Raw genomic sequence first — 19155 nt, forward strand, 5'->3', positions numbered from 1 at the left:
CCCGCGGCTTCCACCTTGGGAGGTTTTCCAACCCGGGTCGTGGTCGCGCCAATGAGCAGCGTGCCAACGCGACCCGCATCGGAAAACCTTCACCTTACCTGCCGGTCGACCTCAATATTTGCTGCTTTGCCGCATTCCCGGTAGCTGCCGTTCGTCTTGCTCTGCAGTGAACGCCCGGCCAGGATGGTAGCTATGCGGACAGAACTGCCGTTTGTCCGCGCTGGTCAAATGTCGGCTTTTCAGTGTGGCTGTAACCTTCTAGGTTCTGCCGATGAAGCATAATCATGTTCCTCCGCCACATTTCTCTGCGTCCTCTGGGCAAGCGGTCATTCAGTACGCTGATCACGATGGGCGTGCTTTTTTTGGTGAGGGAGAAACGTCGTTCGAGACTAGGTGGTCCAGTTCAAGCGGCGACGACATTATTGCCTATAACGATCCAGTCAGCACGCGTGGCATTGCCATTGCTGAAGGCGCCAAGAACCTAACCGACATCACGCCTGACGACATTACGCCGCTGGATTTCACGTCTCGCGCGCGCAGGCCCAAAGAGGGGCAAGTCCTCGTCATCGAAAATACCAACGGTCGGTTCCTCGCCGTTCAAGTCCTCGACGTGATGGCGACCAGCCACGGCGACCCTGAGGATCGGCTAACGCTCCAGTATCAGGTCGTTCCGACCGAACGAGAAGCACGGATGATGCAAGAGGCTATCGAAAGCACCAACCGCGTCCAGCTCCTCGCTCCGATCATACATCGGTTCGATCAAAACGGGCATTTGCCGCAAATCACCTTGCCCCTCAGCGTGGGCGATCGCGTATTCCTTCTTGGTTCCAACGGGACCGGAAAGTCGTCGTTTCTCCAGTCACTCATGAAATCGCAAGGCGCGGGAACCAGCGTGATCCGTGTCGCCGCGCACCGACAGATGTGGACGCAGAGCGGTGCGATGACGATGACAGCTGCTAGTCGCCAACAGCATGAGCAGAACGTGTCTCACTGGGAGCGACAAGAGAAGGCCCGCTTCTCAGATCAAACGCACATTGACCGTGTTCAAGCACTTCTCTTCGATCTTGTGAACGAGCAGGTTCGGCTGGACCAAGCGCTTGCAAGGTTCGGTCGGGAAGACCCGAGCGGCGCGCAGTTTCGACTTGCCCGCGTCGAGGAAACGCCCGTCGACAAGCTCAACCGCCTGCTCGCATCAGCCCAACTCAAGATTACGGTCAAGATCGACGGATTCCGCGCCGTGCAAGCCCAACATGAGGGCGGTGAGCCATTCGATTTTGCGGAAGTCTCGGACGGCGAACGGGCCGCCATTTTCCTCGCCGCGACCGTGCTGATCGCACCGCCCGACTCCGTCCTACTTCTCGACGAGCCCGAGCGGCACCTGAACCACGCCATCATCGCACCGCTCCTGCGCGACCTCTTCGCCGAACGGCCCGACTGCGCAATGGTCGTCTCAACTCATGCCATCGACCTTGCCGTTGAGCATCCCCAGGCGCGGATGCTCCTTATGCGCGACGTCCGGCGGGCCGGACCAACGCAGCAGGAGGTCGCGTGGGACTTTGACCTTCTCGACGCGGGCGAGGACGTCCCAGAGCTCGTCCGCCGCGACATCCTTGGCGCGCGCCGCCGCGTTCTCTTTGTAGAAGGGACCGGTGCCAGCTTGGATGGAGGTCTTTATGCCGCCCTCCTTCCCGGCGTCTCCGTCGTGCCCAAAGGATCGTCGCGCGACGTCATCGCCGCTACAAAGGGGATGCGTGGCGCTTCTGGCCTCCATCACATCGAGGTGTTCGGGCTGATCGACCACGACGGACGCGACGACGACACCTGTGACGAACACGTGAAAGATCGGGTACACGTCTTGGGCCTGAACGCCGTTGAAGCGCTATACTACCACCCCGATGTGATTAACGCTGTGGCGCTGGCTCAGGCCGAACACCTCGATGGGTTCGACGCCGCGATAATGCAGGAAACCGCCATCGCGGCCGCGGTGCGCGAACTCGCTAAGCAGAAGGACCGTCTTTGCGCTCGTGCCGCCGAGATGCAGGTGACTGAACAGCTTCAGCGACAAGCTCCGACTTGGGAGGAAGTTCTAGCCGGAGAGAAGCGGACAATTACGCTCGACCTTAATGCCGTTCTGGGGGAGGAACAGGATCGCTTCGATGAAGCCGTTGCGCAGAACGACCTAGCTACCCTTCTTCGCCGCTACAAACTGCGCGAGTGTGGCGCGCGAGGTCAGGTGGCGCAGACGCTGCGGTTCCCGACCTATAGAGATTACGAAGGTGTCGTTCGGCAGCAGGTTCGCAAGAACCAAGCTCTGCGTGATAAATTGCGGCGGTTTCTTGGGGGGCTACCTGAAGTTCTGGAAGGCTAGGTGTGCCTTCGAGGGCGCACTCTCGTGCACCTGCTTCCTTACGCCGATTCAACTTTGCACCTGAATGCGGCGCAGCGTCTTAAACGCATGCCAGTGCCGATTTAGATTCACACCAAACCATCCATGATCGGCGCGGCACAATCACCAAAAGCCGCCGTTCAGACACTGCGCAGCATCGGTCAATTTGGGCTCGAAGCTGCAACTGCGATGCCGTGCCGCCGTCAGACGGCTGTCCGACCAGGGTGCGTCAAAGCTCACCTGCGAAACCCGCTTGGCGGAACGACGCCCCGTACTGCAGCGCGACGGAAACATCTTTCTGGGTTTGATCGGGAAATCACTCCGCGCGAAATCTCAGGACCCGAGTTGTCACACCCTCTCGACCGCTCGGTGTTGTCCTTCTCGAGAGCGGAAAGACCGAGGCAGAACAATCCCCAACCTTGTTTGATCGCGATTTCGTATGGCTCGATCTGTCCGATCGCACACGATCAGCCCGTATGCAGGATAAGGCCGGACGGTATCAAGCCGCCCGGCCTTCACATCTACTTGTAACGCTTAAACTGCCCCGCTTGCAGGCGTTCGAGATAGCTGTTCAGTTCGCGCTTCACGATCGGCATCAGGAAATACAGCCCGATGATGTTGACCACGGCCATTGCAAAGATCGCCGCATCGGAGAAGTCGATGACCGGATCAAGGCTCGCCGCCGCTCCGACGACTATAAAGACGCAGAACATGATCTTGAAGGTCAACTCCTGCGTCTTGCCTTCGCCGAACATGTAGGTCCATGCCTTCAGCCCATAGTAGGACCAGCTGATCATGGTCGAGAACGCGAACAGGATCACCGCGACCACGAGCACATACGGGAACCAGGAAAACGCCGATGCGAAGGCTGCCGAGGTCAGCCCGACGCCGGTGGCCCCGGTAGCCGTCAGGATGCGGCCATCCTCGCCCAGCAGATACAGGCCCGTCGCTGGGTCGGTCGTCAACTGCCCGGTGATGACGATCACCAACGCGGTCATGGTGCAGATTACCACGGTGTCGATGAACGGCTCCATCAGCGAAACGAACCCTTCGGTGATCGGTTCCTTGGTACGGACGGCGGAATGGGCGATGGCCGCCGACCCGACGCCCGCTTCGTTTGAGAATGCGGCCCGCCGGAACCCTTGGATCAACGCACCGAAAAATCCGCCGACCACGCCATTGCCGGTAAATGCCCCGTTGATGATTTCACCAAAGGCCGGGACGACGCGGTCAAGGTTCATCAGGATGATGATCAGGGCCGCGCCGAAATAGAGGATGCCCATGAAGGGCACGATCTTTTCAGTCACCTGCGCGATGGATTTGATCCCGCCGACGATGACCGCGAACACCACGGCAGCAAAGATCAACCCTGTGATCCAGCCGGGAAAGTCGCCGAAAACGCCGGCAAGCTGCTGATGCGCCTGATTGGCCTGGAACATGTTGCCGCCACCCAGCGACCCCAGCACGCAGAAGATCGCGAACAACACCGCAAGGATCTTGCCCCCCGGTAGCCCGCGTTCGGCAAAGCCTTTGGTGATGTAATACATCGGTCCGCCGGACACCGTGCCATTGGGGTATTCATTGCGGTATTTGACGCCCAGCGTGCATTCGGTGAACTTGGATGCCATCCCCAGAAGCCCCGCAAGGATCATCCAGAAGGTCGCCCCCGCGCCGCCGATGGTAACAGCCACCGCCACGCCCGCGATATTGCCAAGGCCAACCGTGCCCGACAGGGCCGTCACCAGCGCCTGAAAATGGCTGACCTCGCCCGCGTCATTCGGATCGGAGTATTTGCCGGAGACAAGATGAATGGAATGCCGCCAGACACGGAACTGGATGAACCCGAAATAGATAGTGAACACCGATGCGGCCACGACCAGCCAGACCACGATCCATGCCACGTTTGTGCCGGGGATCGGGGCAAAGATGAAATTCACGAACCACCCGGTTGATGCGGCAAAGATCGCATTCACTTGCTGGTCCAGCGTCTGGGCGGCTTCTGTCTGCGAATGTGCGGCCTGCGCGGCCAGCATTGCAAACGCGGCGATCAGTGCGAGACGCACCTTGTTCAAACATAACATGATAGGGCCCCTGTCTTTGTTTTTATTGAACATTATGGCGTCATGGCACAATGGTGACTGGCACAGGCGACATCTGCGCCAAGGTGCCCGCGACCGACCCGAACAGCCGTGCGACGATGGTCGACTGCCCGGTGCGCCCGATGATGATCTGCGCGGCATCGGCCTCTTGCGCGATGGCGACAAGCGTATCGGGCACGTTGCCATAGCGCATGTCGGATGTGACCGGCACGCCCTTGGCCGTCAGCGATGCGACGACCGGATCGACGATGGCCGATTTTGCGCGCGCCAGTTCTTCGGTTCGCCGCATGTGGCGTTCGGCGAGTTCTTCCTGCGTGAGAAAGCTGTAGGGCGACCATTCCAGCACATGCGCGATCAGGATCGCTGCCCCGCTGGTCTTGGATCTCTCAACGGCATAATCGACGGCCCTTTGCGCCGCCGGACTGCCATCGTAGGCAACGATGTATTGATTGGACATAGGCGTTCTCCCTCTGAACCCCATTGCCTTGGGGTTTTGTGTTCCGGTGTCCGCAGAATTGCATCCCGCGCGCGAAATCAGCGCTGGTATGTCACTCCGTCCACATCCCCCAGGTGGACTGCCGTTTGACGGCAAGATCGCCTGATTTTGCCTATCAAACAAGTGTTTCTCGCATCGGAAGGTGCCAGCGGCCTCGTGAATGCCCGGAGTTGGGCAGTTCATACCGTCCGGCGGGGGTCGGCATTGGCCCGACGGCCTTATTGTTTACCACGTCGGATAGACCTGCCGTACCGCTTTCGTTCTGTTTGGCCTGGATCGCGTTAACATCCATAGCGGTGGCGCTCGAAGGCAGCGGATGGCGGCAAGGATGGCACGCGCCTTCGGGCCTTTGACCGCGACCTCGGCCAACTGGAAAGTGAGGGCGCGGGCGTGACGCGCGACACGCGCGCCGATCTTTAGCAGCTTCAGCTGGAAGTTGGTCAACGACTACCTCACCGGCTGCGTCGGGACTGAACGACTGCTCCGAAGAAACCATCGCAGGAGCTGACCGGCGGCTTTGGGCTCCGAGCGACATGCTGCGGCACAGCAACCGCCAAGTTGGAGCCCTCAGCCGTGTGGCTGGCCACGACAGGCGAGGCCGGCCCTTAGCCGACATTCAGGCCATATAGCTTTCCAGTGTCTACCTCCCCAAAACGGCCCCTGAGGCATGGCGCAGCGAGTGTGTCCAATCCAAGTCGAGGTCTACAGAGGGTGGCAACCACCCCATCTCCACCGGAGGATCGGAAGGAACGCCAATCACCAATGGCACGAAGCCGGGTCACGCCAACCCGGACGGCCATTACCGTCTAAATACGTTGCTCAGAGCGGACTATCGAGGGCGAGGCAGAACAGATCTTGCTTGCGCCAGTAGGCGTGATAGCACCAACATCAATCGGTTAATTGGCCGGATTCTTTATGCATTTGACGCAGATCGCACGTTGGCCGGGGAAAAGCCCTGTAACGCCCGGGGCGCCGGCCCATCCTGCGGCTTATCACATGCTGGACGTGGCCGCCGTGGCCGAGGAGCTGTTAGCCGACCATCCCCGGCGCGCCCTGTATTGCCTACTGATCGCGTTGCACGATCTGGGCAAGATTGGCGAGGTCTTTCGCCGTGCGCTGAGCGAGGGCGTGGTGCAGGATCGGCGGCATTGGGAGGTCACCGAGGCATGGCTGCATGACCCGCAGATCCTTGCGCTGCTGTTGCAGCATCTGGGGGGGCAGAATCAGGCGCTGCTGCCCTTGGTTGCGGCAATTGCAGGCCATCACGGCAGGCCTCCAACGGCCGAGATACCACGCCATCTTGATGCCATGCGATCACGCGCCGGAACGCAGGCCCATGACGATGCGCTGGATTTCGTGCGGGCCTGCCTGACGCTGTGGCCCGAGGCGCGGCTGGACGGCTTGCGCCAGCGCGAGGCCAAGGCACTGAGTTGGCATCTGGCGGGTGTCACCACCGTCGCGGATTGGGTCGGCTCGAATGCCGCATGGTTTCCTGCCACTCCGGCAACGCAGACGCTGGCCGAATACCTTGATGTCGCTCGCCGGATCGCGCCTATGGCCCTGCATGAGGCGGGTCTGTTGCCGCCCGCTCCAAGGGCTGATCCGCTGTTCGACTTTGCCCTGCGGCCGATGCAGCGGGCGGCACGCGACATCGCGCTGCCGCTGGGCCCGATGCTGGCGATCATCGAGGACGAAACCGGCGCCGGCAAGACCGAGGCCGCCTTCCTGCTGTTGCAGCGCATGCTGTGCGCGGGCAAGGGGCAGGGGGCATATTTCGCCTTGCCGACCATGGCGACGGCGGATGCGATGTTCCGCCGCGCCCGTAATATCGTCGGCGGACTGTTCCAGGACGCTCCGTCATTGACGCTGGCGCATGGCCGGGCGGGTCTGTCGGTCGATTTCCGAGAGGTGCAGAACACCGCACCCGGCTCGGACGCGCCGGTCTGCGGGCCATGGCTGGTCGAAAGCCGGCGCCGTGCGCTGCTGGCCGATATCGGCGTCGGCACCATCGATCAGGCACTGATGGCGGTGTTGCCGACGCGCTTTGCCACGCTGCGCAACTGGGGGTTGTCGCGCAAGGTGCTGATCGTGGATGAGGCGCATGAGCTGGGCGATCCCTATATGGCGCACGAGCTGGCGGTGCTGCTGCGGCTGCACGCGATGCAGGGCGGCTCGGCCATCCTGCTGACGGCGACCTTGCCCCTTGGCCTGCGGGCGCGGCTGTCGCAGGCCTTTGCCGAGGGGGCAGGGCAGGGGTATTGCTGCGACGACGATCCCGCCTATCCCAGTCTGTCGATCCCGGGCGGTGCGGCGTGGCGCGCCTTTGACCGCGCCGGGCCGGGCCGGGGTCCGGTCTCCGTGCGGCGGCTTGCCTGCGCCGAGGACGCGCTGGCGCTGCTGGCTGGTCATGCGGCGGCCGGTGCGGCTTGCGTCTGGGTGCGCAATGCCGTGGACGAGGCTATTGCCGCCGCCGAGGCGCTGCGCGCGCGCGGCATCCCGGCCGATCTGCTGCACGCGCGGCTGACGCTTTACGATCGCAAGCGAATCGAGGCGCGAATGATGGCGCGGTTCGGCCGCGATGGCGTGGACCGGGCAGGGCGGGTTCTTGTCGGCACGCAGGTGCTGGAATCGTCCCTGGACTGCGATTTCGACGTAATGGTGTCGGACCTGGCGCCGGTCGCCTCGCTGATCCAGCGGGCGGGACGGCTGTGGCGGCACATGGACCTGCGACCGGCGGCCGACCGCCCTGTCGCGGCGCCGCTGCTGCACGTGCTGGCGCCCGACCCGGCGCAGGTCACCGATGACCGTTGGCTGCAAGACACGCTGGGGGCAGGGGCCTGGGTCTATCCGGTGGCCGAGCAATGGCGCACCGCGATGGTGCTGGATCAGGCCGGCGCCATTCGCGCGCCGGACAATCTGCGGGCCCTGATCGAGGCCGTGCATGGCCCGGATGCCGGTCCTGTCCCGGCAGCGCTGGAGCGGGCCGAGATAGAGGCCGAGGGCGAGGCCTATGCTCGCCACACCCGCGCCCGCCACGCGACGATCCGCATCGAGGACGGGTATCGGGACGGCGGCGGCGGTTCCGAGGACGTGGATTACCCGACCCGGCTGGGACAGGAAATGCGGGTGCTGCTGCTGTTGCGCCGCGTGGATGGCGCATTGCGGTTCTGGGCCGAGGGCATGGATGCGGGCGAGGCGGCGGCGCTGAGTGAGGTCTCGGCCAGCGCCAGACGTTTGGCGCGGCTGGAGCTGCCCGATCAGGAAGCGCCCGAGTTCGCCGTCTTTCGCAAGGACTGGCCGGAATGGCGCAAGGCGGCGGTGACGCTGTGCGTGGTCGGCGAGGATGGCGCGATCTGCAAGGGGCTGGCCTATGACGGCGAGATGGGGCTGCTGTTCACGATCGTGCCGCAGCCAGCGGCGACTTGACGCATGCCCAAAGGTGCGGCAATCTGAAATTGCAGTACATATCAGAAAGCCATCTCAGGTTGTTTCCAAGTTGCCGGAGTGCCCTCTTTGTCGCTTAACCTGATTGCCGACGCCTGGATCCCGGTTCGCTGCACGAATGGGCGGCGGATCATCCGACCCGACCAGATCGCCGAAGCCGATGTGCTGTTTCCCGACTGGCCGCGCGCCGATCTAAACATCGCCTGTCTCGAATTGCTGATCGGGCTGGTCTATCTGGCCGATCCCGCCCTCGAGGTCGAGGATTGGGCCGACCGGCAGGCCGATCCCGAACACCTGCGCGCCGCCCTTGCTCCCCTGGCCCCCGCCTTCGACCTGGGCGGCGATGGCCCGCGCTTTCTGCAGGACATTGAACGCTTCGAGACCGCCAATGCCAAGGCCGAGATCAATGCGCCGGACATGCTTTTCATCGACTCGGCTGGCGGAAATACGGCCAAGAACAATGCCGACCTGATGGTGCGGCGCGGCCGCTATCCGCGGCTGGACCCGGCGCTGGCGGCGATGGCGCTTTACACGCTGCAATCGCAGGCCCCCGCCGGCGGGGCGGGCAACCGCACCTCGATGCGCGGTGGCGGGCCGCTGGTGACGCTGGTCGAGCCGCCGCAGCCGGGGCTGTGGCCGCTGGTCTGGGCCAACGTCCCCTTGGGCCGGCCGCAGGGCACGGACGCGCTGCCGTGGATGCGGGCGACCCGGCGCTCGGACGCCGGGCAGGTGGTCGGCGAGCCAGAGGACGGCAATCTGGCCGAAGCGTTCTTTGGCATGCCGCGTCGCCTTCGGCTGGTCTTTGACGGCGAGGCTGTGACCGGCGTTCTGCAAAAGCCCTATGGCGCCAACTACGCCGGCTGGCGCCATCCGCTGACGCCCTATTACTGCGTCAAGGCGGGCGAGGAATGGCTGCCCCAGCACCCCCGCGCCGGTGCATTTGGCTATCGCAACTGGCTGGGCATCAATGCGGCCGCGCGCAGCGATACCCGGCGCCAGGCGGCCGCCCTGAGCAGCTATCGCGACCGGGTGGGCAGCCTGCCCGGCGCGCGGGTGATCGTCGCCGGCTGGGCGATGGACAACATGAAGCCTCGCGATTTCACCTTGTCGCACGAGCCGATGATCGACGATCCGGCCATGCTGGACCGCATCCAGAAGGTGGTCGCGGCGGCCGAGATGGCGGCCTTGGCGTTGCGCAATGCGCTGAAGCCGCTTGTCGGCGAGGGGACGGCGCTGGATGCCCTGCGCGAGGAGTTCTTTCTGCGCACCCAGACCCCGTTCGAGGACTTGTGCACTCGCCCCGACGGCGCGGCCCGCTGGCTTGGGGTGATGGAGACCACCGCCATGGGCATTTTCGACGATCAGGCCACGCCGGGCCTGGCCGCCGCCCGCATTGCCGACGTGGAAAGGATCCTGACCGAGCGCAAGCACCTGCGGGCGATGTTCGGCGGGCGCAGCAAGCAGGGCGCAAAACTGTATGGCGAACTGGATATCCCGGTTCCGGCAAAGGAAACCGCATGACCGACGACATCGGAAAGACCTTAGCCACCTGGTGGCGCGAGGTGCTGCGCCCAGGGGATGACAACTCTGTCGCCCGCGCCCTGCGCGCACGGTTGCGGCGGGCCGAGACGCTGGACGTGCTGGCCCAGCGGCAGGTGCATGATCTGGTGGCCACTGCGCCCTGGCTACGCGCCCGGCCCGAGGCGCTGATCCGCGCCGTGCAGGTCCTGGCCCTGGTCGAGCGCAATGATGCTCGCAGCTTGGCGCGGGTGCTGGGCGCGGGCGACCCGCCGGCCATGTCGCGGGCGCGTTTCGAACGGCTGGTGCGCAGCGAGGCGGACGACCTGTCCCGCGCCCTGCGCCGTGCCCTTGCCCTGACCGATGGCGGATGCAACGTCGCAAGCCTGGGCCGCGATGTCCTGAACTGGGACGGCGAGCGCGGCGACGACATCCGCCGAACCTGGTATTTCGACTATTTCAATGCCGGCCGTCCCGCCCAATCCGATGCTGCCGAGGATGTTTCCCAATGACCACGTTCCTGCAATTGCACCTGCTGACCGCCTATCCGCCCTCGAACCCGAACCGCGACGACCAGGGGCGACCGAAACAGGCGCTGGTCGGCGGCGCACCGCGGCTGCGGCTGTCCAGCCAGTCGGTAAAGCGGGCGCTGCGCCTGTCCGAGCCGTTCCGGCAGGGGTTGGCCGGTCACATGGGACAGCGCACCAAATTCATCGCCAAGGACGTGCTGGACCACCTGATCGCCGGCGGCATGGAGCCTGCGCAGGCCCGGATCCGCGCCGAGGAAATCGCCAAGGTGTTCGGCAAGATCGAGGCGCAGAACAAGAAGCGCCCGGACGAGATGCAGGGCACGACGCTGGCCTTCGTCTCGCCCGACGAGCGCGGCTTTGCGCTGGCGCTGGCCGACAAGGCGCTGGCGGGCGAGGAGATGCCCAAGGACAAGGATCTGGCGAAAACGGTGCTGCGCACCGCCGATGGCGCGGTGGACATTGCCATGTTCGGCCGCATGCTGGCCGACAATCCCGACTTCAACCGCGATGCCGCCGTGCAGGTCTCGCACGCCATCACCACGCATCGCGCCGTGGCCGAGGATGATTATTTCACCGCTGTCGATGACCTCAAGCGCGATGGCAATGCCGGCGGCGCACATCTGGGTGAGCATGGCTTCGGGTCGGGCGTCTATTACCTTTATGCCTGCGTCAACACCGATCTGCTGGTCGAAAACTTGGGCGGCGACAAGGAACTGGCGGCGCGGGGGCTGCGGGCGCTGGTCAGGGCGATCGCCACCGCCACGCCCTCGGGCAAGCAGAACAGCCACGCGCATCACCCGCGCGCCGGCTATGTGCGGACTGAGCTGGGCAGCAACACGCCCCGCGACCTGACCGGCGCCTTTTTCGCCCCGGTCAGGGGAGATGATCTGTTCGACGCCTCGGCGCGGGCGCTGGAACGGACCGCGGCCGATATCGACCGGGCCTATGGTCCTGCCTGCGATGCCCACGAGATCATGGACGTGCCGAAGGGCCTGGGCACGCTGGCCGAGATCGAGGAGTTTGCCGCCAGCGCGCTGGTGCGGCTAGATGGTTGAGCATCTGGTTTTCACCCTTTGCGCCACGCTGGCCGCGAACGGCGACCTGGCCGGGCATGAGCGGCGGGGCACGCTGACCTGGCCGGGCCGTTCGGCCATCCTGGGCCTTCTGGCGGCGGCGCGCGGCATCCGGCGCGAGGATGCCGCCGGGCTTGCGGCGCTCGATGCGTTGCAGACCGCCGTCGCCATCCATGACGCCGGCCAGCCGCTGCGCGATTATCACACCGTCCAGACCGTCCCCAGCGCGGCCGTCAAGCGCCCCGACAGCCGGTCCGAGGCGCTGCGGCGGGCCGGCCGGGCGGTCAATACGGCCTTGACCCAGCGCGACTATCGCACGGGCGTGCTTTATGCCGTTGCCATCTGGGGGCTGGACATGGCACCGTTTCGCGACGCGCTGCTGCGGCCGGTGTTCACGCTTTATCTGGGGCGCAAGTCCTGTCCGCTGTCGGTGCCGCCCGCGCCCCGGCTGGTCCAGGCCGACGACCTGATGACCGCGCTGGCCGCCGCGCAGATGCCCTCGTTCCGGGTCGTGCCGCCGGCGCAGGCGATCTATTCCGACGTGGCATTGCCCGGCGCGCGGGTCGAGCGGCGCAATGACGTGGCGCTGGATCGCCTGCGCTGGCATTTCTCCAGCCGTGCGGTGCATGTCCTGCATCCGCAGGGGGCCGCATGAGCCTGTTTTTGTCCCGCCTGACGCTGTCCCGCGCCCCGTCGGTCGAGGCGTTGAAGCGCCTGATCGACCCTCAGGAACGTAGCCGGGCCACCGATGCCCATCACCGCCTGCTGTGGTCCGCCTTTGCCGGCGATGCCGATGCCAGCCGCGACTTTCTGTGGCGGTCTGAGGGCAACGGCCGGTTCTTTGTCCTGTCGCACCGCCGTCCAGCGGATTCGCCATTCTTCGACCCCCCCGAGGTCAAGGAGTTCACTCCGGCGCTTGCCCCCGGCGATCGGCTGGACTTCATCCTGCGCGCCAATGCCACCCGCACCCGCAAGACCGGCGAGGTGACCGCCTCGGGCAAGGAGCGGCGCAAGCATGACGATGTGGTCATGCACGCCATTCGCGACCTGCCCAAGGGCCAGCGCGCCGAGGCTCGCCTGGCCGCGGCCGCCGACGCTGGCCTGAAATGGCTGCAAGGCCAGGGCGAGCGCGGCGGTTTCCATGTCGAGCGGGCCGAGGTCGCGGATTATTCGGTCGTGGCCTTGCCCGATCATCGTGGCCCGCGTCGGGACCAGCCGCAGTTCGGCGTGCTGGACATGTCCGGGGTGGTCCGTGTCGAGGAACCAGCCCTGTTTCTGGAGCGCATTGCGCAGGGATTCGGCCGGGCCAAGTCCTTTGGCCACGGGCTGATGCTGATCCGTCGGACCCGTGCCACATGACCATGCCGGGCCTGCCGCCACCGCGGCCGATCCCGATGAAGGACCGCTCGACCCTGGTCTTTGTCGAGCGTGCGCAGCTCGACGTCGCCGACGGCGCCTTTGTTGCGGTCAATGCCGACGGCACCCGCACCCAGATCCCAATTGGCGGGCTGGCGGGGGTCATGCTGGAACCGGGCGCGCGGATCTCGCATGCCGCGGTGGCGCTGGCCGCGCGCACCGGCACGCTGATCACCTGGGTGGGCGAGGCCGGCGTGCGGCTTTACTCGGCCGGCCAGCCCGGCGGGGCGCGTGCCGACCGGCTGCTGTGGCAAGCGCGGCTGGCTCTGGACGATGCCGCGCGGCTGCGCGTTGTGCGCAAGATGTTCGCGCTGCGCTTTGGCGAAGACGCGCCCTTGCGCCGCTCGATCGACCAACTGCGCGGGATCGAAGGCGTGCGGGTGCGCAAATCCTATGAACTTCTGGCGCAGGCGCATGGCGTTCCCTGGACCCGGCGCAGCTATGATCCCAGGGACTGGGAGGCGGGCGATGTGCCGAACCGATGCCTGTCGGCCGCGACTGCCTGTCTGCATGGCCTGACCGAGGCTGCAGTGCTGGCGGCGGGCTATGCGCCGGCGATCGGCTTCCTACACAGCGGCAAGCCGCTGTCCTTTGTCTACGACATTGCCGACTTATGGAAGATCGACACCGTGGTCCCCGAGGCCTTTCGCATCGCAGGTCTCGCCGCCCGGGGCAAGCTGGACATGAGCCCGGACCGGGCCGTGCGGCTGGCCTGCCGGGACGTATTCCGCAAATCCGGCCTGCTGGCCAGGATCATTCCACGCATTGAGGAGATTCTGGAAGCCGGCGAACTGCCACGTCCCCAGCCGCCCGCCGATGCGATTGGCCCAGCGTTTCCCGACGACCAGTCCGGCGACGAGGGGCATCGTTGATGATCGTGATCGTGGTGGCGAATGCTCCGCCTCGATTGCGCGGTCGCCTGGCGGCTTGGCTGGTCGAAGTTCGCGCGGGCGTCTATGTCGGAGAATATTCGTCCCGCTCGCGAGAGATGATCTGGTCCCACGTGACCGGCGGCATCGAGCAGGGTGACGCGGTAATGATCTGGAGCGCGCCTACAGATCAGGGCTATGCTTTCGAGACGGCCGGCCGCAATCGCCGCATGCCTGTCGATTTCGATGGGCTGAAGCTCGTCTCGTTCTTTCCCCGCAACGATGCCGGATAGTTGGTAGATTCCTCAGTCTTGCTGGAATATCGGTAGATCAATAGTTTCCACGAAGTCTGTTCCCCGCATGCGCGGGGATGAACCGCCCAGACAGGCACGAATGCTGCGGCGATCACTCTGTTCCCCGCATGCGCGGGGATGAACCGACGCCGGTTCGCATGGCAACTCTGATCCAGGCCTGTTCCCCGCATGCGCGGGGATGAACCGAAAAAATCGCCCTTCGATCCGTATGCCATCGGCTGTTCCCCGCATGCGCGGGGATGAACCGGCTCTCAACACTGATCCTGTCCGGGCTGGCAACTGTTCCCCGCATGCGCGGGGATGAACCGTCGATGCGCTGGCGGACGGATTCATTGGCGGCCTGTTCCCCGCATGCGCGGGGATGAACCGCCTCCGCATTGGATTGACCTGCTACCACCACACTGTTCCCCGCATGCGCGGGGATGAACCGTTTCAATATTCCTTCGCCTGCACCGAAGAGTCCTGTTCCCCGCATGCGCGGGGATGAACCCGGCGACCCGATCCATCGGCAAGTTCGTAGGTCCTGTTCCCCGCATGCGCGGGGATGAACCGGGACGATTGCCACGACCTCCGGCGTCAACAATCTGTTCCCCGCATGCGCGGGGATGAACCGATCGTGGCGTATGGCGGTGCCGGTGCAATCTCCTGTTCCCCGCATGCGCGGGGATGAACCGGGCTGGAAGTCGGTCACGATGGCGTTGAATCGCTGTTCCCCGCATGCGCGGGGATGAACCGGCTCGACCTGGGACGGCAAAGGCTGCTGGGCCCTGTTCCCCGCATGCGCGGGGATGAACCGATGCGGATCTATCTCTCGGCGATCCCGATGCTCTGTTCCCCGCATGCGCGGGGATGAACCGGCATCGTAATGCGCATCAGCCGCGCGCATGTTCTGTTCCCCGCATGCGCGGGGATGAACCGGCATAACCGACTCTGAGTGGCATACTGCCGCTCTGTTCCCCGCATGCGCGGGGATGAACCGCGACCCGTGCGCGATACTCGATCCGGCGCCCCCTGTTCCCCGCATGCGCGGGGATGAACCGGGCGTGGCCCTGATCTTTGTGACGCAAAGCCCCTGTTCCCCGCATGCGCGGGGATGAACCGAGGGATACAACGCCGCGCTTTTGCATGGCAAACTGTTCCCCGCATGCGCGGGGATGAACCAGACCTCGGCTGAGCGCCCGCCATACGCCTCCACTGTTCCCCGCATGCGCGGGGATGAACCGGCTCTGGCGCGAGCCTCGCACTCAGCGGCTTCCTGTTCCCCGCATGCGCGGGGATGAACCGGAACTCTGTGATGAACCTGCGCGTGAAAGTGACTGTTCCCCGCATGCGCGGGGATGAACCGCGTAACTACCGCCGCAGCAGTTGCCGACGCCGCTGTTCCCCGCATGCGCGGGGATGAACCGCCGCACGATGTCGGTCAGCGTCTTCTTGCGCTCTGTTCCCCGCATGCGCGGGGATGAACCGGCGCTTCTCGATCTGGCGCGGCTGCTTGCCGACTGTTCCCCGCATGCGCGGGGATGAACCGGTCGAGGCTGCATATAAGGCCGAACAGGCATTCTGTTCCCCGCATGCGCGGGGATGAACCGTCCTAGAACCGTCATTGAATAAAGAAGACCCCCTGTTCCCCGCATGCGCGGGGATGAACCGCCGCCCATCAGGACGGCCGGATTGCAGCAATGCTGTTCCCCGCATGCGCGGGGATGAACCGCAGTGCGCGCCGCACATTGGGATCGACATTGGCCTGTTCCCCGCATGCGCGGGGATGAACCGTCCGGGCGCCCGCTGCTGATGGACGAGGCGCACTGTTCCCCGCATGCGCGGGGATGAACCGGATCTGCACGGCTGGCGCGTGGCGCTGAACCCCTGTTCCCCGCATGCGCGGGGATGAACCGACGGCATCAGGATGGTCTTTGGACAGAACTGGCTGTTCCCCGCATGCGCGGGGATGAACCGACGTCCGAGCTGTCCGCCAACAGCCGCCTGCACTGTTCCCCGCATGCGCGGGGATGAACCGGTTTGGCATGTCGCCGAAAGAGGCCGAGGCTCCTGTTCCCCGCATGCGCGGGGATGAACCGGTCTATACCGACACGATCAAGACCCCGGGCGACTGTTCCCCGCATGCGCGGGGATGAACCGCGCACGCCCGGATTGCCGCGGAGCGCCGCATCCTGTTCCCCGCATGCGCGGGGATGAACCTCGGCAAACGATCGAAGCGAGGTGAGCGATGCTCTGTTCCCCGCATGCGCGGGGATGAACCGGGGTTAGACAGCGGAGCCGCCGCGCCCCGATACTGTTCCCCGCATGCGCGGGGATGAACCGAGATGGACGCCGAGGACATGACCACGGTGGCTCTGTTCCCCGCATGCGCGGGGATGAACCGCTCAGGCGAGACAGGCGTGGCGGCATCATTTCCTGTTCCCCGCATGCGCGGGGATGAACCGGCGCGCACCAAGCGCGTCGGATCGGCTGAACTCTGTTCCCCGCATGCGCGGGGATGAACCGTAGGCGCGCACCTCCATGAGCGGATCGGCGGCCTGTTCCCCGCATGCGCGGGGATGAACCGATCAACGTGGGCGATGGATGGGCCGCACAGATCTGTTCCCCGCATGCGCGGGGATGAACCGATGACCGCGCCCGTCCAGCGGGATTTGATCTTCTGTTCCCCGCATGCGCGGGGATGAACCGGTCCATCGCATATTCTATGGTCTCGCCGTTCCCTGTTCCCCGCATGCGCGGGGATGAACCGGTCGTCCCCCTTGCGAGGTGGTAGTCTCGGAACTGTTCCCCGCATGCGCGGGGATGAACCGCCGCGCACCGCCTCGGGCTGGCCCGTGGGGTACTGTTCCCCGCATGCGCGGGGATGAACCGGTTGGCGATGGCGTCGTCCAAGGAGGGCACGTCTGTTCCCCGCATGCGCGGGGATGAACCGCTGACCGTCGACATGGGGTCCGACGGCATGAGCTGTTCCCCGCATGCGCGGGGATGAACCGGCGCTCGCTGGCGGCAGTTTGGCGGCGGTCACCTGTTCCCCGCATGCGCGGGGATGAACCGTCACCCACGGCAACGGCTACGGCTACGGCAACCTGTTCCCCGCATGCGCGGGGATGAACCGGCCGCGCTGAGCTATCTCGCCAACGTCGATCCCTGTTCCCCGCATGCGCGGGGATGAACCGGCTCGGTAGGTCATACGCGTTCTCCCAACACCCTGTTCCCCGCATGCGCGGGGATGAACCGTCAGAAAAAGCAATAATTTGACGGTGTGGGCGCTGTTCCCCGCATGCGCGGGGATGAACCGACCTTTATGACCGGATCGCGCGCCTGAAATATCTGTTCCCCGCATGCGCGGGGATGAACCGCAGACCCTGCCGGCGACCTATACCATGCTGCCTGTTCCCCGCATGCGCGGGGATGAACCGCCCGGTTGCCGCAGGAATGCGCCGCCTGCTGGCTGTTCCCCGCATGCGCGGGGATGAACCGGTAAATCTGGCCCCAGAGATCGTAGAGACCGTCTGTTCCCCGCATGCGCGGGGATGAACCGGGGTTGCGGGGGCTGGAAGGCAGGCCGGGCCGCTGTTCCCCGCATGCGCGGGGATGAACCGACCGTCTCTGGCATCGAGGCTGCGGAATGACCCTGTTCCCCGCATGCGCGGGGATGAACCGAAACTGTGGGCCATGCTGCGCGACGTGGCGCACTGTTCCCCGCATGCGCGGGGATGAACCGCCGCTGGTCGAATACCGCGAGATGGAGACGCTCTGTTCCCCGCATGCGCGGGGATGAACCGCGGGCTGGTCGTTTCCGAGGATTGGTAGGGCTCTGTTCCCCGCATGCGCGGGGATGAACCGCTGGTCGCGGTTTGTCGCGACATGTGCGCAGACCTGTTCCCCGCATGCGCGGGGATGAACCGGGCCAGCCATTGCATCCATGATGCGCGGCACTCTGTTCCCCGCATGCGCGGGGATGAACCGATGATGTGATGATGCACTGGGCCGCAGTAAGCCTGTTCCCCGCATGCGCGGGGATGAACCGCCGATCACGCCGACGATGATTTCCGCGACCTGCTGTTCCCCGCATGCGCGGGGATGAACCGCCGCCGCCCGTCGATGTGGTGGCATCGGTGACCTGTTCCCCGCATGCGCGGGGATGAACCGACCGCAAGGCACCACATTGGACAGGATCGACACTGTTCCCCGCATGCGCGGGGATGAACCGATGGCCGACGATGGCAGCGTCCTGATCCCGGTCTGTTCCCCGCATGCGCGGGGATGAACCGCCGCCCGCCGTCCGCTGGACCGCAGCCGTGCCCTGTTCCCCGCATGCGCGGGGATGAACCGGGCATGGGGGAGCATTGGACGATGTGGTGAACTGTTCCCCGCATGCGCGGGGATGAACCGATCGAGCCGACGATCCCAGACAGCCACCCACCCTGTTCCCCGCATGCGCGGGGATGAACCGGCCGTGACCGGTGTCGGCTGGTAGTTATGCGCCTGTTCCCCGCATGCGCGGGGATGAACCGGCCACCAAAGAGCGTCTCGCCGATCAGGACTATCCGGCCGCTCTAGATCGTAAGCTTGGGCTGATAGTGGTGCTCCATACGAATGGCCGCTAGTGCAACGTTTCTGCAGTCGCTCTGCCGCAACGCGGCTGACAGCTTTCCGCCTTTTCGACGCTTTCCCTCTGGCCTCGACGGGATTATTCGGTGCAGATAGTGTCATGAATCATTTCCTTTTGACCGCAATGAAAACAAATAATTCTTGACATGAACACCTTGCGCGCAACGCGTCGCTCGTGTGGACTGACACAAGCCTCAGTCGCAGCCTCGGCCGGGATCAGCCTGCCGACGCTGCGGGCGCTTGAGCGGGGTGAGGGTGGTGTGCGGGCGTTGGCCGCGGTGATGGCGGTGCTGGATCTGCGCTGGGGCTGGGCGCCGGACCGGGTGCAGGCGGCGCGGGCTCTGGCCGATCGGCGGCGGGCGCGGGGGCTGAGCCAGGCGCAACTGGCCAATCGGA

The 19155-nt window shown here is 65.0% G+C and carries 12 protein-coding genes, 1 pseudogene and 1 CRISPR repeat array; of the genes and pseudogenes, 10 read left to right on the forward strand and 3 right to left on the reverse strand.

Annotation, left to right across the window (positions count from 1 at the left end; all coding sequences use genetic code 11):
* Positions 1-271 precede the first annotated feature (271 nt).
* Entirely contained in the window at positions 272-2368 is a 2097-nt protein-coding gene (locus tag DFP89_RS18285; RefSeq protein WP_114350782.1) for an AAA family ATPase, read from the forward strand.
* A 539-nt stretch (positions 2369-2907) separates the two neighbouring features.
* On the opposite strand, the gene DFP89_RS18290 is transcribed toward DFP89_RS18285, so the two are convergent.
* The 3 genes and pseudogenes from DFP89_RS18290 to DFP89_RS18300 all read right to left on the reverse strand — a co-directional run.
* Positions 2908-4419, reverse strand: coding sequence for an alanine/glycine:cation symporter family protein (locus tag DFP89_RS18290; protein ID WP_114350792.1), 1512 nt, complete (start codon positions 4417-4419; stop codon positions 2908-2910).
* Positions 4420-4507: 88 nt separating this feature from the next.
* On the reverse strand, positions 4508-4942 hold the full coding sequence (locus tag DFP89_RS18295) for a universal stress protein (protein WP_114350783.1): 435 nt from the start codon (positions 4940-4942) through the stop codon (positions 4508-4510).
* Positions 4943-5206: 264 nt separating this feature from the next.
* Positions 5207-5428, reverse strand: a pseudogene (locus DFP89_RS18300) (hypothetical protein); the annotation flags it as partial.
* Between the two features lie 468 nt (positions 5429-5896).
* Between DFP89_RS18300 and cas3 the strand changes: the two are divergent.
* The 9 genes from cas3 to DFP89_RS18345 all read left to right on the forward strand — a co-directional run.
* A complete protein-coding gene (gene cas3, locus DFP89_RS18305) occupies positions 5897-8407 on the forward strand; it encodes a CRISPR-associated helicase Cas3' (protein ID WP_181870391.1) in 2511 nt (836 codons plus the stop codon).
* An 87-nt stretch (positions 8408-8494) separates the two neighbouring features.
* Positions 8495-9946 (forward strand): type I-E CRISPR-associated protein Cse1/CasA, encoded by a 1452-nt coding sequence (gene casA, locus DFP89_RS18310; RefSeq protein WP_181870392.1) that lies wholly within the window; start codon positions 8495-8497, stop codon positions 9944-9946.
* Entirely contained in the window at positions 9943-10455 is a 513-nt protein-coding gene (casB, locus tag DFP89_RS18315) for a type I-E CRISPR-associated protein Cse2/CasB (protein WP_114350786.1), read from the forward strand. Before casA ends, casB begins: the two co-directional genes overlap by 4 nt.
* A complete protein-coding gene (gene cas7e, locus DFP89_RS18320; RefSeq protein WP_114350787.1) occupies positions 10452-11528 on the forward strand; it encodes a type I-E CRISPR-associated protein Cas7/Cse4/CasC in 1077 nt (358 codons plus the stop codon). The genes casB and cas7e overlap by 4 nt, the downstream gene beginning before the upstream one ends.
* On the forward strand, positions 11521-12201 hold the full coding sequence (gene cas5e / locus DFP89_RS18325; protein WP_114350788.1) for a type I-E CRISPR-associated protein Cas5/CasD: 681 nt from the start codon (positions 11521-11523) through the stop codon (positions 12199-12201). The genes cas7e and cas5e overlap by 8 nt, the downstream gene beginning before the upstream one ends.
* On the forward strand, positions 12198-12905 hold the full coding sequence (cas6e, locus tag DFP89_RS18330) for a type I-E CRISPR-associated protein Cas6/Cse3/CasE (protein ID WP_114350789.1): 708 nt from the start codon (positions 12198-12200) through the stop codon (positions 12903-12905). The genes cas5e and cas6e overlap by 4 nt, the downstream gene beginning before the upstream one ends.
* Positions 12902-13834, forward strand: a complete 933-nt coding sequence (gene cas1e, locus DFP89_RS18335; RefSeq protein WP_114350790.1) for a type I-E CRISPR-associated endonuclease Cas1e — start codon at positions 12902-12904, stop codon at positions 13832-13834. Before cas6e ends, cas1e begins: the two co-directional genes overlap by 4 nt.
* A complete protein-coding gene (gene cas2e, locus DFP89_RS18340; protein WP_114350791.1) occupies positions 13834-14124 on the forward strand; it encodes a type I-E CRISPR-associated endoribonuclease Cas2e in 291 nt (96 codons plus the stop codon). The genes cas1e and cas2e overlap by 1 nt, the downstream gene beginning before the upstream one ends.
* Before the next feature lie 56 nt (positions 14125-14180).
* Positions 14181-18662: a CRISPR direct-repeat array (repeat unit 29 nt; unit sequence CTGTTCCCCGCATGCGCGGGGATGAACCG).
* A 243-nt stretch (positions 18663-18905) separates the two neighbouring features.
* Positions 18906-19155: helix-turn-helix domain-containing protein (locus DFP89_RS18345; protein ID WP_114350793.1), on the forward strand; the 250-nt coding region annotated here is incomplete at its 3' end.

This window comes from Paracoccus lutimaris (genome assembly GCF_003337565.1).
GTDB classification, from domain to species: Bacteria; Pseudomonadota; Alphaproteobacteria; order Rhodobacterales; family Rhodobacteraceae; genus Paracoccus; species Paracoccus lutimaris.